This is a genomic window from Proteus vulgaris, assembly GCF_011045815.1.
GTDB classification, from domain to species: domain Bacteria; phylum Pseudomonadota; class Gammaproteobacteria; order Enterobacterales; family Enterobacteriaceae; genus Proteus; species Proteus vulgaris_B.
In genome coordinates this window covers 1,301,100-1,317,583 of sequence record NZ_CP047344.1, presented here as the reverse complement: position 1 = coordinate 1,317,583, position 16,484 = coordinate 1,301,100, and the positions used below count along the sequence as shown (strand labels likewise).

At 38.3% G+C, this 16,484-nt stretch carries 14 protein-coding genes; 7 read left to right on the top strand and 7 right to left on the bottom strand.

Annotated features, from left to right (window positions below; genetic code table 11):
* Window positions 1-90: 90 nt before the first annotated feature.
* Window positions 91-2,382, bottom strand: coding sequence for an ATP-dependent Clp protease ATP-binding subunit ClpA (gene clpA / locus GTH24_RS06035; RefSeq protein WP_072069691.1), 2,292 nt, complete (start codon window positions 2,380-2,382; stop codon window positions 91-93).
* Window positions 2,383-2,412: 30 nt separating this feature from the next.
* Window positions 2,413-2,727, bottom strand: a complete 315-nt coding sequence (gene clpS / locus GTH24_RS06030) for an ATP-dependent Clp protease adapter ClpS (RefSeq protein WP_036938154.1) — start codon at window positions 2,725-2,727, stop codon at window positions 2,413-2,415.
* 288 nt (window positions 2,728-3,015) lie between these two features.
* On the opposite strand from clpS, the gene cspD reads away from it, so the two are divergent.
* Complete coding sequence (gene cspD / locus GTH24_RS06025; RefSeq protein WP_072062820.1) at window positions 3,016-3,225, top strand: cold shock domain-containing protein CspD; 210 nt, start codon at window positions 3,016-3,018, stop codon at window positions 3,223-3,225.
* A 136-nt stretch (window positions 3,226-3,361) separates the two neighbouring features.
* Here the strand turns inward: cspD and macB are convergent, their stop codons facing one another.
* The 3 genes from macB to GTH24_RS06010 all read right to left on the bottom strand — a co-directional run bounded on the left by macB (window position 3,362) and on the right by GTH24_RS06010 (window position 8,217).
* Window positions 3,362-5,308: a macrolide ABC transporter ATP-binding protein/permease MacB gene (macB, locus tag GTH24_RS06020; protein ID WP_072069692.1), complete on the bottom strand. Its 1,947-nt coding sequence runs from the start codon at window positions 5,306-5,308 to the stop codon at window positions 3,362-3,364.
* Window positions 5,308-6,417, bottom strand: coding sequence for a macrolide transporter subunit MacA (macA, locus tag GTH24_RS06015; RefSeq protein ID WP_164526069.1), 1,110 nt, complete (start codon window positions 6,415-6,417; stop codon window positions 5,308-5,310). The genes macB and macA overlap by 1 nt, the downstream gene beginning before the upstream one ends.
* Window positions 6,418-6,540: 123 nt before the next feature.
* Window positions 6,541-8,217 carry a DUF2813 domain-containing protein gene (locus GTH24_RS06010; protein WP_072069694.1) on the bottom strand — a complete coding sequence of 559 codons (1,677 nt, stop codon included), beginning with the start codon at window positions 8,215-8,217 and terminating at the stop codon, window positions 6,541-6,543.
* A gap of 337 nt (window positions 8,218-8,554) precedes the next feature.
* Here GTH24_RS06010 and GTH24_RS06005 point away from each other — a divergent pair, with 337 nt between their 5' ends.
* The 6 genes from GTH24_RS06005 (at window position 8,555) to artM (ending at window position 13,947) form a co-directional block, all read left to right on the top strand.
* Entirely contained in the window at window positions 8,555-9,457 is a 903-nt protein-coding gene (locus GTH24_RS06005; RefSeq protein WP_072062825.1) for a lysine exporter LysO family protein, read from the top strand.
* A 52-nt stretch (window positions 9,458-9,509) separates the two neighbouring features.
* The gene (locus GTH24_RS06000) at window positions 9,510-10,967 is read left to right on the top strand and encodes a DUF2867 domain-containing protein (RefSeq protein ID WP_164526068.1); all 1,458 of its coding nucleotides are present in this window, start codon (window positions 9,510-9,512) and stop codon (window positions 10,965-10,967) included.
* Between the two features lie 112 nt (window positions 10,968-11,079).
* On the top strand, window positions 11,080-11,808 hold the full coding sequence (gene artP / locus GTH24_RS05995; protein ID WP_164526067.1) for an arginine ABC transporter ATP-binding protein ArtP: 729 nt from the start codon (window positions 11,080-11,082) through the stop codon (window positions 11,806-11,808).
* Window positions 11,809-11,822: 14 nt separating this feature from the next.
* Window positions 11,823-12,557 carry an arginine ABC transporter substrate-binding protein gene (artJ, locus tag GTH24_RS05990; RefSeq protein ID WP_023581291.1) on the top strand — a complete coding sequence of 245 codons (735 nt, stop codon included), beginning with the start codon at window positions 11,823-11,825 and terminating at the stop codon, window positions 12,555-12,557.
* 17 nt (window positions 12,558-12,574) lie between these two features.
* Entirely contained in the window at window positions 12,575-13,279 is a 705-nt protein-coding gene (artQ, locus tag GTH24_RS05985) for an arginine ABC transporter permease ArtQ (protein WP_072069696.1), read from the top strand.
* Window positions 13,279-13,947 (top strand): arginine ABC transporter permease ArtM, encoded by a 669-nt coding sequence (gene artM / locus GTH24_RS05980; protein ID WP_072069697.1) that lies wholly within the window; start codon window positions 13,279-13,281, stop codon window positions 13,945-13,947. Before artQ ends, artM begins: the two co-directional genes overlap by 1 nt.
* 96 nt (window positions 13,948-14,043) lie before the next feature.
* Here artM and GTH24_RS05975 read toward each other — a convergent pair whose 3' ends face one another.
* Entirely contained in the window at window positions 14,044-15,243 is a 1,200-nt protein-coding gene (locus GTH24_RS05975) for a multidrug effflux MFS transporter (protein WP_072069698.1), read from the bottom strand.
* 106 nt (window positions 15,244-15,349) lie between these two features.
* Entirely contained in the window at window positions 15,350-16,483 is a 1,134-nt protein-coding gene (rlmC, locus tag GTH24_RS05970; protein WP_164526066.1) for a 23S rRNA (uracil(747)-C(5))-methyltransferase RlmC, read from the bottom strand.
* Window position 16,484: the final 1 nt, after the last annotated feature.

The following is a 16,484-nucleotide window of genomic DNA, read 5'->3' as shown; positions in this document are numbered from 1 at the left end:
TAACGGGTGAAAAAAACACCACAGGCAAGGCATTTATTGATGCTCACCTGTGGTGTATGCGTTTATGGCTTAGTAAGTTAACCGCTATTCTTAGATAACGGTATCTTCGTTCTTAGCTAGCTTTTCTTGACTGACAAACTCGTAGTTTAACTTACCTGCTAGTTTATCTAATGTGACAGAAACTGAACCGCCATTAACAAGAGAGCCAAATAAAATCTCGTTAGCTAATGGTTTTTTCAGATTTTCTTGGATTACACGCGCCATAGGTCTTGCGCCCATCGCTTTATCATAGCCTTTATCACACAACCATTGACGTGCTTCTTGACTAACTTCTAACGATACCCCTTTATCATCTAGTTGTACTTGTAGCTCGACAATAAATTTATCCACTACCATAGAGATAATTTCAGGTGATAATGCATTAAACCAAATAATGTTATCTAAACGGTTACGGAATTCAGGTGAGAACGCTTTTTTAATTTCCGCCATAGCATCGGTGCTATTGTCTTGCTCTGTAAATCCAATCGACTTACGATGCGTTTCACGCACACCCGCATTAGTTGTCATTACTAAAATAACATTACGGAAATCTGCTTTGCGGCCATTGTTGTCTGTTAATGTACCATTATCCATGACTTGTAGAAGAATATTGAACACATCGGGATGTGCTTTTTCAATTTCATCAAGCAACACAACAGAATAAGGGTTTTTGATTACTGCATCGGTTAATAATCCGCCTTGATCAAAACCAACATAGCCAGGAGGCGCACCAATTAAACGGCTAACAGTATGTCGTTCCATATATTCAGACATATCAAAGCGCAGTAATTTAACATTCAACGCTTTCGCTAATTGCACAGTAACTTCTGTTTTACCTACCCCAGTTGGGCCAGCAAATAAGAATGAACCTACTGGTTTGTTATCTTGGCCTAAGCCTGCTCGACTCATTTTAATGGCTTCAGATAATGCATGAATTGCAGGATCTTGACCAAATACCAACATTTTTAATTGGTTATCGAGATTTTTCAGTATCGATTTATCGCTACTAGAAACTGTTTTCTCAGGGATACGCGCGATTTTAGCAACTACAGATTCAATATCAGAAACATTGATCGTTTTTTTGCGTTTACTCGGCGCAATTAAACGTGTTTTTGCACCCGCTTCATCAATAACATCAATGGCTTTATCTGGTAGATGTCTATCTGTAATGTATTTAACAGATAAATCCACCGCAGCCTGAATCGCTTTATTGGTATAACGTACATCGTGGTGCGCTTCATATTTCTGACGCAATCCTTTGATGATTAAAACAGTTTCATCAGGTGAAGGTTCTGTTACATCAATTTTTTGGAAACGACGCGCAAGCGCTCTGTCTTTTTCAAAAATATTACTAAATTCTTGATAAGTCGTAGAGCCTATAACTCGAATTCGCCCACCTGATAACAGTGGTTTAATTAAGTTTGCCGCGTCTACCTGCCCACCTGATGCGGCTCCTGCACCAATAATAGTGTGGATCTCATCAATAAATAAGATGCTTTTCTCATCTTTTTCAAGGGTTTTCAGTAACGCTTTAAAGCGTTTTTCGAAATCGCCACGATATTTAGTTCCCGCTAATAGCGAGCCAATATCTAATGAGTAAATGGTGTAGCCTTTCATAACGTCAGGAACATCATTTTGCTCAATACGCCATGCAAGCCCTTCTGCAATTGCGGTTTTACCGACGCCTGATTCCCCCACTAATAGCGGATTATTTTTGCGACGACGACATAATACTTGAATGGTTCGTTCTAATTCAGCTTGACGCCCAATCAGAGGATCTATTTTACCTTGCCGCGCTAACTGATTAAGGTTAGTTGTAAAATTATCCATATGATCGTCACCTTGAGGTATCTCTTGCTGAGATTGCGCGTTCATATCATTCATGTCAGAAAGATCTTCGTTTTGTTGATCTTCTTTTGAAATACCATGAGAAATAAAATTCACGACATCAAGGCGACTAACGTCATGCTTACGTAATAAGTAAGCTGCGTGAGATTCTTGTTCACTAAAAATAGCCACCAGCACATTAGCGCCAGAGACTTCATTTTTACCTGATGATTGAACATGAAAAACAGCACGCTGTAAGACACGCTGAAAACTCAGCGTTGGCTGTGTTTCTCTGTCTACATTTTCAGGCAAAATAGGGGTTGTTTTACGAATAAAAACTTCAAGTTCTTCGCGTAAGACTGCCAGATCGACTTTACAAGCTTCCAATGCTTCGCGTGCCGATTTATTACTTAATAGCGCCAACAACAGGTGCTCTACAGTCATAAATTCGTGTCTGTTATCACGGGCTTTCGCGAATGCAACATTAAGACTCAGCTCTAATTCGTGATTAAGCATAAGCACCTCCTCCTTAAAAGACTAACCGGATCATGCTTGTTCAAGAGTACATAAAAGTGGGTATTCGTTTTCTCTTGCATACAGATTAACTTGTGCCACTTTTGTTTCAGCAATATCCGCACTATAAACCCCACAAACTCCTTTTCCTTTATGATGAACGTCCAGCATAATTTGTGTTGCTTTTTCCTCACTGAGAAAAAAATACATCGTAAGCACTTCTACAACAAAATCCATAGGGGTGTAATCATCATTATTCAAGATCACCTTATACATTGCTGGTGGCTCATTTACCTGATGAACATCATCCCTTAACGTGGTTTCTGTTAAAAAATCAAACTGACCCATTGTTTTGTATTACTCATAGTTTTGTTAAACGTCACTTTCAATTATGACATTTAGTTTACCATCTCACAGGAAAGTCTGCCTATCAACGCTTTTTTATTCCCTCTTTTTACATCTAAAAAATAACAAAGCGTTAGCTACATCAAAATTTCGCCTTATCGGAACACTTTCTGTCCCTTCCACCTCTTGACGACTGAAACAATAAAATAGAGTATGTTTTATGAACAGCTCAGTAAATATACTGAAAGTGATGTTAAACAAATAAATACAAGTATATGAGAGAAGCTAAGTATGGAGACAGGTACAGTAAAGTGGTTCAATAATGCTAAGGGCTTTGGTTTTATTACCCCAGAAAAAGGTGGCGAGGATATTTTTGCCCACTATTCAACAATTAGAATGGAAGGCTACCGCACACTTAAAGCGGGGCAGAAAGTTAATTATAGCACGATAAAAGGGCCTAAAGGTGACCATGCTGACCTTATCATTCCTATCATTGAATAGAAGATACGCACAGTATAGATAAACCTGATAATACATTTTGCCCAATGAAGCCGGGTATTTTCAGTCAAGAATGATACCTAATTCATTCAAATAAAAGCCCTTTATATACTTAAGGGCTTTTATCTTATTGTTTGAATTATTCTCTTGCTAATGCATCAATAGGATTCATTTTTGCGGCACTTCTTGCAGGTAAAAATCCGAAAATAACCCCAATAGCAGTTGAACAAATAAAAGCACTGATTAATGCAATAGGTTGGAAGACAAAATGCCAATCCGGTAACATTACGCTTGCAATCATCGCGATACTAAACGAAAGAGCAATTCCTAACACACCCCCAACTAAACAAACCAGCACAGACTCAATGAGAAACTGTTGCATCACATCACTTGCTCTCGCACCAACCGCCATTCTAATACCAATTTCTCGCGTTCTTTCAGTCACAGAAACTAGCATAATATTCATAACACCAATACCACCAACTACTAATGAAATAACGGCAACAAGTGTAAGAAATAATTGCATTGTTTGCGTAGTGCTCTCAGCCGCTTTAATAAAACTATCAAGGTTATAAGTAAAAATATCTTTTTTACCATGTCTGATCGTGAGCAAACGGATCATTTGTTGCTCTGCTACACTGGCATCATAACCTTCTATTGCTCTTACCGTAATGCTATCAAGATATGAGCGATTTAAAATACGACTATTTAACGTACTATAAGGCACCCAAACACGTAATGACTGCCCATTACCAAAAGCTGATTTTTTATCTGCAATAACCCCAACAATCGTAGAAGGAATATTGCGAATAATAATTTGCTCACCAATCACATCTTTCTTAACCGGGAAAAATCGATGGCGAGTATTTTCGTCAATCACAACAACCTGCGCTTGTCGCTGGATCATATCTTGAGTAAATGAGCGGCCTTGTGAAAACTTCATAGCATATACAATAAAATAATCTTCACTCACACCTGCAACAGAGGCTGGAGAGTCTTGGTTTCCACGGCGTAATCGCGTGCTAAATTGCACTTGTGGTGTGACCGCTTGCACATAAGATTGCTGCTTTAAAGCGAAGACATCTTGTAGTGTTAATGATTGCCTGTCTTCAGGGGAATCACTACCAAAATCTTTCCCTGGATAAATATCAATAGTATTCGAACCAATGGCTTTTATATCAGAAAGCACCATACTTTTTGCAGCATCGCCAATGACAATAATCGTTACGACAGAAGCGATCCCTATAATAATGCCGAGCATTGTCAATAATGTGCGTACTTTATTAACAACCATGGCACGCCAAGCCATTTCTAGTGCTTGAGTAAAGCGCCCTACAATTTGGCCAAAATAGGAGGAAGTTAAAACCGTTGTCGTTTCTTTTTTAACTTTATGTATCGTTGTTTGATGACGGTTATCACTAATAATCTTACCGTCTTTTATTTCGATAATTCGTTCAGCTTGTTCTGCAATTAAAGGATCATGCGTTACGATAATAACTGTATGTCCTTGTTCATTTAATTGCTTCAAAATAGCCATTACTTCTTTACCAGAATGACTATCTAATGCGCCAGTAGGCTCATCAGCAAGAATGACCTCGCCTCCATTCATCAACGCTCTCGCAATACTTACACGTTGTTGCTGACCGCCAGAAAGCTGATTAGGTCGATAATCAACTCGCTCACCTAATCCTAAACGAGTTAATAATTCACGTGCTCTTTCTTTACGTTGAGTGGCATTTTTATCTGCATAAATGGCTGGAATTTCAACATTCTGCTCTGCACTTAAGTGCGCCATTAAATGATAGCGTTGAAAAATAAATCCAAAGTGTTCACGACGTAATGCTGCAAGTTGATCACCTTCCATTTGTGCAACACTTTGACCTGCAACTTTATATTTACCACTACTTGGTTTATCCAAACATCCTAAGATATTCATTAAGGTCGATTTACCAGAGCCGGATGCCCCCATAATAGCGACCATTTCACCCGCATTAATCGTTAATGAGACTTTATTGAGAACAACAGTTTCTTCTTCACCATTGCTATATGCGCGACTAACCTCATTGAGTTCTAATAATGCCGGCATTATGCATCTCCTGAAGTTTCACCCAGAATAACCTCATCGTTCTCTTTTAATCCGCTGAGAACTTCAGCATAAACATCAGTACGCATACCTATTTTTACCGTGCGTTTTTCTGGCTGACCATTAACTAAAACATCAACGTAATATTCATTAATACCAGCATCATCGCCTAAAACAGAAAGTGGTATGAGGAGTACATCTTTCTTATTTTCGATAAGTATTTTAACTTGCGCGGTCATTTGTAAACGTAGTAAATGTTGTTCATTAGGCACTTCAAAACGGGCATAGTAGAAAATAGCGTCATTAATTTTTTCAGGCGTTGGCAGAATATCTTTTAACTTGCCACTAAAGGCTTTATCAGGCGCACCTAACACTGTAAAAGAAGCATTAAGATCAGGTTTTAAATAAATAACATCTGCTTCAGATACTTCCGCCTTTACCAACATCGTATCTAAATCGGCTAAAGTTAAAATCGTTGGTGCTTCTTGCGCCGCAATGACGGTTTGACCTTCTAGGGTTTTAATAAACGTCACTATACCATCCATAGGAGCTGTGATACGTGTATATTGAAGGTTAGTTTTCGCTGTATCTAAGGTCGCTTGATTCTTTTTAATTTGCGCTTCATAGGTAATAATGCGCGCTTTTTTAACATCAACATCCGTTTTAGTACGATCAAGCTCATCTTGTGCAATTGCATGTGTACCAATCAACTTTAACTGACGTTGATATGTAAGTTGCGCTAAACGTAATTCGGCCTGTGCTTGTTGAAGATTTGCTCTAAGCTCATTGTTAGTTTCCTGCGATTCAGTGACTTCATTTTGCGCTTTTTTTGGATCAATAATCGCTAATAAATCACCTTTTTTAACCGCATCGCCCTCTTTCACAAACAAAGTTTGTAATTGGCCACTGACTTGCGCGCCCACATCAACTTTACGCACGGCATCAAGTTTACCTGTTGCTGTCACTTCTTTTGACAGATCACCTCTCGTAATGATTTGTGTTTGATATGACGGTACATTTTCTTTCGGCCAAAAAAAATAGGCGATAATAGCAAACGCAATTAAAATAAGGGTGAGCACTCTCCCGCGCTTTTTTAAAGGTAAAAAAGCCATACAATATCCTTCCTAAACATAACAATTTAATCAGCCATAAAAAACTTTAGCGATGATATTCACCTTCATCGCTAAATAGAATCAACATTGATCTCGTGCGTTTATCTTTCTTGCTATAACGGCCTAATTTGCTTTGCCTCTAGCAAGCCATGCAACACGAGAAAACATACTTTTCAGTATGGAGGGGATGGAGTCTACTCCTCGTTGAGCAGCATTGTTAGCTACCGTTAGTGCGAGATCAGGTTTTGATGAGCGTTGGATAGCTTTAATAATCACACGTCGGGTTGGCCATTTTTCATTATCAGGCACACCTGCAACATCATGATACACATTACGAAAGCCTTCTTTATATAAGAAATGTTCCATATCTAAGGCGGGAAGTTTTGTTAATCTATCACGCTCAGCATCATTGCTTTTTGATGCAAAATCTTTAACTGTTGCGGCATATTTCTTACCCGCTTCATCACCATCCACTAAGGTATGCCATTCTATTCCCATATATGTTGCATACTTTAATAATGGCTTAAGTCCACATTGCGCAAATTCAATAACTTTTATTCCTTCGGCTTCAAAAAAATAATTACATTGTCTTGCCAGCTCGTTCATTAGCCAAATTTCCGTTTCACCTTCAACTAATAGCCAGCAACGAGCAAAAAGTGCAGACGGCCTGTTATAACGAATATGAAATGAAATGCGTCGTTCTTCATCTGAATGTAATTGTTGATTACCAACGCGATAAGCAGCTACTTTGTCAGTATCACGTACTAAACGACACACACTTTCTAATGGTGCTAATGACAGTAACTCACCTGAATTAGTCGTTGTTATCCGTTGTAGTGAAAAAAGATTAAGTAATCCCCAAGCCACTGAAAGCATAATAGGATGCAAACGTGTTTCAGGGTTTTCTACAATGACAATAGGCCTTGCATAAGGATCTAATGCAACGCTACCTCGAGACTGTAATATAGAGGAGAACATGCCTAAGATAATTAATCGAATACTTCGTTGATTTGGTTTTGCCAACACCTTATTAATATTTTCTAACGCATGCCAGCCACGCACATGAGGCTCATTGACTTTGCGATGACGAGCATGTGATTTAAACAACAACGAACCATGATCGGCAAAATAGTGCCCTAATAGCTGTTGCATGGCATCTAGCCCTTCTCGTAAATCCTCATCTGACAACTCGTCTGGATTTTTGACTAATGCCTTGGTTAACTCACTCATTTTATTATTAAACGCTTCTCGATGAGGATCCTTATGAGGATCGATAACGTCAGAGGTAAGATCACGAACAAAACGCGCATCTTGCAAGCGAAGAACAGGATAAAGTCTAACAATCTCTGCAATGATTTCTTGAGTTTGCCCATTAGGTAAGCGAATTTGCTTTCCTTCTTTATCAAGAAAATAGCGGAATGTTTTTACATTCTTTTGTTCATCTAATTCTGCACTGATACGGTAATAGATATGTTTTAGTTCATCACCATTTGCAACCCATGCAGGTGCTATTTTATGGAAACGATAAGAACGATGTCGCCCAGGGCGTGATTCAGTAAATGTCAGAATAATTTGTAGGCTTTTTTTACTATTTTCTTCCGACTCATTCGGCAGACGATGGAAATCATCAGGTGTAAATGCATATTGATAGGTTTCAATACCCAAGCTGAGTGTTAACGCATCAAGTAATGAGCTTTTACCCCACGCATTTTCACCCACTAAAACTGTATTCATATCAAGAGGTAATGAAAGACGATTAAGGCCACGGAATCCAACTATTTCCACTCTTTCTAAATACATAAATCCCCTCGTTAGTTACGACTAAGCTATGTTTTTTATTCTTCCTATCTTAATTTTATGCTTAATCTGCCAATAATTTCACTTAATGAATATTTTCATTAAATCACAGTTAAAGAGTGTCGTAATAAAATTTACTCAACTATTCGATATATACCCAAATCGTTCACTTTTCAAACAATTAAAGCCACTTATCGATAAACATGTTAGGCTCATGGCTTCAATAAAAATTTTAAATTTATCTCAGCTTCTGTATCCACAACAACATAAGTAAATGTTATAATACAAGTCACGTTATTAGTTTATTTTATAATTTGAGTGCACTCAGTAAGGAATAGAAATGTTATCAGGGTTATTGATTATCCTACTTCCACTTTTTGTAGGGTATTTGATTAAGTTAAACAATCGCCCATTACTTCATCTGGCAAATCGCCTACTTAGTGCGATGGTTTACGTTATCCTATTTCTAATGGGCGTCAGTTTAGCCATGCTAGATAATATTGGTGAAAATTTAGTCTCTATTCTTGCTTATGCCAGCGTTTTCTTTTTATGTACCTTTGGTGCAAATTTACTATTTTTATGGCTATTGGATAAAAAAGATCCTTGGCATGTCCCTGCACATAAGCAATCTAAGCCACCATCACGCATAAAAATGGTTCTTGAATCGTTACAATTATGCGGTGTTGTTGTTGTCGGTTTTTTTGTTGGCTTAACAGGCTGGTCAATTTTTCATTATGCATCTCATGCCAGCCAAGGTGCGCTTATCTTCTTGCTGTGGTTAGTCGGATTACAATTGCGTAATAGCGGAATGAGCCCAAAACAAATTTTAATTAACCGCCGAGGAACAACCGTTGCTGTCGTCATGGGGGTAAGTGCACTTGCAGGTGGTGCTTTAGCTGCTTATTTACTAGGATTACCCATGAAAATGGGATTAGCCATTGCATCTGGATATGGTTGGTACTCTTTATCTGGGATTGTACTTACCGATGCATTTGGCCCTGTTATTGGTAGTACTGCGTTTTTCAATGATTTAATGCGTGAATTAGCGGCAATTATGCTTATACCTATCATTGTTAATCGTTATAGAAATACGGCATTAGGGATTTGTGGTTCAACTTCCATGGACTTTACGTTACCTGTTTTACAAAGAAGTGGTGGTGTTGCCATTGTGCCTGCGGCCATTGTGCACGGATTTGTGTTAAGTTTAATCACCCCAATATTAATGGCTTTCTTTACTTCATAGAAAAATCAGTAACAATAGAACAATAACGTTCTCTTTTTACAGTGGATTAACAATGAATCAACAGCGTGTATTAGTACTTGGTGCAAGTGGTCATATTGGTCAAAATCTTATTCCAGCTCTGATAAAACAAGGTCATCAAGTCACTGCGGGAGCGCGCAGAGTTGACTGGATGATGTCTCAAGGTTGGGAAAATACACGCTGTATTTTTGTGGACTTGCACAATCCAGAAACTTTAAACAAAGTCATGCATGATACTGATATCGTGTACTACCTTGTTCATAGCATGGGCGATGCACATAATTTAGTTGAACAGGAACGTAAAGCGGCAATTAATGTTGTGGACGCATTAGAAGGTACAGAAGTTAAACAAATTATCTTTTTAAGTGCCTTACAACATGAAGATCAGCAATATTCCCCCCATCTCATTGCCCGAAAACTCACAGGGGAGGTATTAAGAACAAGCGCGATCCCTGTGACTGAAATTCGTACCTCAATGATTGTCGGCCCTGGCTCTGCCGCCTTTGAAATTATGCGTGATATGGTTTATAACCTCCCTATTCTTACGCCCCCGCGCTGGGTTCGTTCAAAATCTTCCCCTATTGCCTTAAAAAACTTAATTCACTATTTAACAGAAATTATCCATCATCCCACACATCAACATCGTATTTTTGATGCTGGTGGTCCCGAATATATTAGCTATCAAACTCTTTTTGAGCGCTTTATTAAAATTTCAGGTAAAAAGCGTGTCTTGATCCCCTTACCTATGCCGGGAAGTCTTATTTCTGCGGGCTTTATCAGTATGATAACGTCCGTACCAACTTCCATTGCTAAAGAGCTTATTCAAGGGTTAAAACATGATCTTCCAGCCAATGATGCTCCTTTACGCGAACTTATTCCTCAATCCCTAATTAAATTTGATGATGCAGTAAAAGAAACATTGGCTGATGAAGAAGCAGCTTTAGATAATCAGGATTGGGGATATTCTCCAGCGGTTCGTAATCGCTGGAAACCGGGTTATGGTTATTACCCTAAAAATGCAGGTTGTACTGTCTCAACACCCGCTAGTGCTGCATCTCTTTGGCATACAGTACAACAGATTGGCGGTGAACAAGGCTACTTTTATGGTAACGCGCTATGGAAAACCCGCGCCATCATGGATGATATGGTCGGAAATAAAGTGACTTATGGCCGACCGCCCAGAGACACATTAGAGCTTGGTGATATGATTGATGGCTGGCGAGTGATCAAACTCGAGCCAGAAAAACAACTTACCTTATTATTTGGGATGAAAGCACCCGGTTTAGGTCGTCTTTCTTTTACTATCCATGATAGTGGCAACCTTCGTTCAATCGATGTTCGTGCTTGGTGGCATCCTGCCGGTTTTAGTGGATTACTTTATTGGTTTGCGATGATGCCTGCACACTTATTTATTTTCAAAGGTATGGCTAAAACGATAAGTACTAACGCTTACAAGCTGGATAAAAATTCACCTAACAGTGAAAAGAAATAGCTTTATTACCCATTTTTACGTAAAAAAACCACTTTATTATGCAGTTTTAGTTGCATAATTATTCTTACCGTTTTATTATTTGAACCAGTTAATGACTATTCAGAAAAAACGCATGAGTATTCAATTAAAAAACATAAATTGTTTCTACGGTTCGCACCAAGCACTCTATGATATTAATCTGGAATGCTCTGCTGGTGAAACAATGGTTCTATTAGGGCCAAGCGGTGCAGGTAAGAGCTCACTAATGAGAGTTCTTAATTTATTAGAAATGCCACGTTCAGGTGAATTAGAAATTGCGGGTCTACATTTTGACTTTAGCCAACAGCCTAACGCAAAGGCAATTCGTTCATTACGCCAAAATGTAGGCATGGTATTTCAACAATATAATTTATGGCCACATTTGACAGTTATTGATAATTTAATTGAAGCACCTTGTCGTGTATTAGGTTTATCAAAACCACAGGCTAAAGAAAAAGCGATGAAGTTACTTGAGCGTTTACGTTTAAGTGATTATGCAGGACGCTTCCCACTACATTTATCGGGTGGACAGCAACAACGTGTTGCCATTGCAAGAGCATTAATGATGGAGCCTCAAGTTCTCTTATTTGATGAACCGACAGCGGCATTAGATCCTGAAATTACAGCTCAAGTTGTTGATATTATTAAAGAGCTTTCTGAAACGGGTATTACACAAGTGATTGTGACCCATGAAGTTGAAATTGCACGCAAAGCCGCGAGCAAAGTTGTATATATGGAAAACGGCCGTATTATAGAGCAAGGTGATAACTATCGTTTCGCAGCTCCACAAACGGAAGCTTTTGCTAATTACTTGTCACACTAAATCGGGATCAGACAATGAAAAAAATATTATTTGCAGCACTTCTGACCAGTATTACACTTTCTGCAACTGCGGCTGAGAAAGAGACAATCCGTTTTGCCACTGAAGCAACATATCCGCCCTTTGAAATGATTGATGCCAATAACCAAATTGTAGGATTTGATGTTGATCTCGCTAATGCAATGTGTGCAAAAATTAATGCAGATTGTACCTTTACCAATCAGTCTTTTGATAGCTTAATTCCTAGTCTGAAATTCCGTCGTTTTGAAGCATTAATGGCGGGTATTGATATTACGCCTGAGCGTCAAAAACAAGTTGATTTCACGGATTCTTACTATGATAACTCCGCTGTATTTATTACAGTAACAGGTAAAATCTCTGATGTTGCTAGCTTAAAAGGCAAACAAATTGGTGTTCAGAATGGGACAACCCATCAGAAATTCATCAATGAGCAACACAAAGAAATGAAAACTGTTCCTTATGACAGTTACCAAAATGCAGTATTAGATCTTAAAAATGGTCGTATTGAAGCTATCTTTGGTGACACTGCAGTTGTAAATGAATGGCTGAAAAAAAATCCTGAATTAGGTATTGTAGGCGATAAAGTTGCAGATCCTAACTATTTTGGTACAGGCCTTGCGATCGCAGTAAGAAAAGGCAATGCTGATTTACAAGATAAATTGAACAAAGCATTAGCTGAAGTAAAAGCTGATGGCACTTATGATGTCATTTATAAAAAATGGTTTGAATAACAATAATAGCTTAATAAATGAATGAAATAACAACTCTAGCAGGTGCGGCCGTTACTACGGTCTCACTTGCTATTTCTGCTCTTATCATCGGATTAGTTCTCGCCATGTTGTTTACAGCATGGGAATCCGCGAGATGGAAAGCCTTTGCTTTCTTAGGAACATGCTGGGTAACACTAATCAGAGGACTACCAGAAATGCTGGTGGTTCTTTTTGTCTATTATGGCACCTTACAAGGTGTCATGATCTTAATGGATGGCATTGAATTAGGTTCTTTCACCTTACAAATAGATTTTGGTGATACTGAATCTCTACCTTTCTATTGTGGTGTTATCGCCCTTTCACTTCTTTATGCTTCTTATGCCTCACAAACATTACGTGGCGCCTTAAAAGCGGTACCAACAGGACAATGGGAAGCCGGCCAAGCATTAGGTATGGGTCGTATTACTATTTTCTTCCGCTTTATTATGCCTCAAATGTGGCGTCATGCTTTACCCGGTTTAGGTAATCAGTGGTTAGTTTTATTAAAAGATACGGCTTTAGTCTCATTAATCAGTGTTAATGATTTAATGTTACAAACACAAAGTATAGCTAATAGAACCCAAGAACCTTTTACTTGGTATAGTATTGTTGCACTGATTTATTTAGCCATTACGCTAGTCAGTCAATATATCCTGAAATGGTTAGAAATGAGAACAACTCGATTTGAACGGAGTGCCTCATAATGTGGGATTATATTGTTGATATTTTACCGGGATTACCAACCAGCTTGTCATTAACATTAGTGGCTTTATTGGTAGCATTTACACTTTCAGTTTTAATGACCTTTATTTTGGCATTAAAAACGCCTGTTATTACTCAAATTGTAAAAGCATATATCACCTTATTTACCGGTACACCGTTATTAGTACAGTTTTTCTTAATCTATTATGGCCCTGGACAATTTCCTGTGTTGCAAAAATTCCCTATGATTTGGGATTTATTATCAACACCTTGGTTTTGTGCCATGGTCACATTAGCATTAAATAGTGCCGCTTATTCAACCTTACTTTTCTATGGTGCAGTAAGAGCTATTCCTTCAGGACAATGGCAATCTTGCCAAGCATTAGGTATGTCACCAGTGCAAACGGCAAGAGTAATATTGCCTTATGCATTTAAACGTGCGCTTTCATCCTATTCAAACGAAGTTGTATTAATATTTAAAAGTACCTCACTCGCCAGTACGATCACTTTGCTTGAATTAACTGGTTATAGCCGGCAAGTATTTGGTCAAAGTTATGATGTGATGGTCTTTGTTGCTGCAGGTATTATTTATTTAGGCATCAACGGAATACTGACTCTTCTAATGAGATTGATTGAGAAAAAAGCCTTAGAGTTTGAACATCGTAATTAAAAATACGTAAACCAAGCTACCGATAAAAAAATACCCCAGAATTTTTTCACTCTGGGGTATTTTTTATTGCTGAATAAATAATAGCAAATAATGGCTCTATTCTTGTGTCGCCAGCTTTTCTATTGATGCTTCTTTATGGCTTACTCGATATGCATTCCATGCCAACAAGCTCCCAATTAACATGACAACGGCTAACGCTAATTTAGGTTGTACTGGTGATGCCAGTGCCGTTAAACCAAAAGCAGCACCGCCTGCCATTTGAATAAAACCAACTAAAGCAGAGGCAATACCTGCCGTTTGCGAATATGGCTCAAGTGCATAACTTGTCGCAGGCCCCATAATAAAGGCTAATCCGGCACAAGCACTTGCTACAGGGAGCATATAAATCAGCCAATGGTTTTGTATTCCAGCAGGAATAAACATTAAGCTTAATAACAAGCTCACACAGCCTAATCCCATTAATCCGCCTCCTAAGATCAAACAAATTGGTCTTCCAACACGGTGGATCACACGGTTTACATAAAAACTAACAAACATTATCCAAAAACCATTTACACCAAAAACAATGGAAAAAATCAGCGGTGATAGTTTCGCATCATTCATCAAAACAATAGGGGCAAATGAAACATAAGTTAATGCCATTCCCATTGTGCCTGCATTCACTAGGGCAAAAGTTAAAAAACGTTTACTGCACAAAATCTCAAGGTATGTTTTACTTAATTTCTGTTTTGATTGAGTTGTATTTTCAGGCTTAGTTTCAGGTAAGAAGCGAGTGATCAAAACTAGCACAAATACTGAATAGAAAATTAAAAATCCAAAAGGTGCGCGCCACCCCCAATATTCAGCCAATAATCCACCTAATAAGGGTGCGAGTGCGGGAATAATATTTAAAGTACCATTTAAAAAGCCGAAAACACGAGCAGCATCATTACCATTAAAGCAGTCACGAACACAGGTAAAAGCCACAACGGAAGTACAACACACCGCAGACGCTTGTAATAATCGCGAAATAATAAAAAGTGTTGAGTCTGTTGAGATCGTAGCAATGATAGAACCTACAATATAGATAAAGATCCCAACAATAGCGATAGGTTTACGACCAAACTTATCCACCAAAGGCCCTGATATAAGTTGCCCTATCCCCAGCACTAAAATAAATAAAGCGATAGTCGATTGAATAAGGGATTCACTACTTTCTAAGTCTTGAGCAATAGCAGGTATGGTCGGTAAATAGAGATCGATCCCTAATGGCCCTAATAGCACCATCACTAATAACAACGCTTTTAAATTCTGCATAAAATAGAATGCCTATCTAATCAAAAAAGAAAACGCCCGATGTTATCCATCGAGCGTTAAATACTTATTTATACTAACACCCATTACCTATTTTGTAATGAATATCTTAACTGTCTTGTAATACCAATAATGTAAGCACTTCATAGTGAGCAGTATGAGGAAACATATCAAACAACTGCACTCTATCAATACGATAATGAGAAAGTTGCTGGATATCTTTTGCCATGGTTTGAGCATTGCAACTAGAGTACAGAATAAAGCGCGGTTTCATTTTATTTAAATAGCCACACAGTGCCTCACCGATCCCCCGTCTGGGCGGATTAACAAGCACTAATTCAGGTACTGACTCTTTAGCTAATGCATATCCTGTTGAATCTAAGGCTTGAAACTCAACATGCTCTAATCCTAATTCATGAGCAGATAAACGCGCACATTCTATTGCTTCAGGACTAATCTCAATTCCTGTCAATTGGGTTGATTTATCTGCGCAATGCAATCCAAAACCCCCTGATCCACAAAACATATCCCACAAATGTGAGATATTTAATTCTCTTACCCAACAACCTGCCGTTGCATAAAGTGATGAAGCGACCTCTGGATTAGTTTGAAAAAAACCTCTAGGGCGAATATGTAATGGAATTTGATTAAAAGATTCATCTAAAAATGTTTTTTCAGTCAGAATAATCTCTTTTTCACCTTCAAGAATAGCCATATGAATAGGTTGAATATTCACAGAGATAACAGCTAATTGAGGCAATTGTTCTTGTAACCACGGAAGTGCTTTATAAAGTTGTTCTAATTTTTTTTCTGAACGCAAAACAAAACGCAACATCATCGAGCCATTGCTTCTGCTTTCGGTTAATAAAATAAACTTAAGTTCGCCACGACGACGCTCAATATCGTAAGGTACTAACCCTGCTCTCGCTATAAATGTTTTTAAAATCGGGAATATAGGTATAAATGAGTCAGGATAAAGAGGGCATTCACATAAATCGACGGCCACACCCTCTCGTGTTTTTAGGCCTAATACTGGTTTTTCAACACTGCCACTAACTACCATTTTAGCTTTGTTACGAAATTGCGCTTGTCGGCTTTCAACGGGCGCTAATTTATCAAAAGCATAATTTTCAGGTAGTAATGCTAATAAGCTGTGCTGTTTTTTCTTGATTTGTTCAGAATAAGCAAGAGAAAGCCATTCACAAGAATGACAATCACCCGCACTAAATCGTGCGCATTGCATA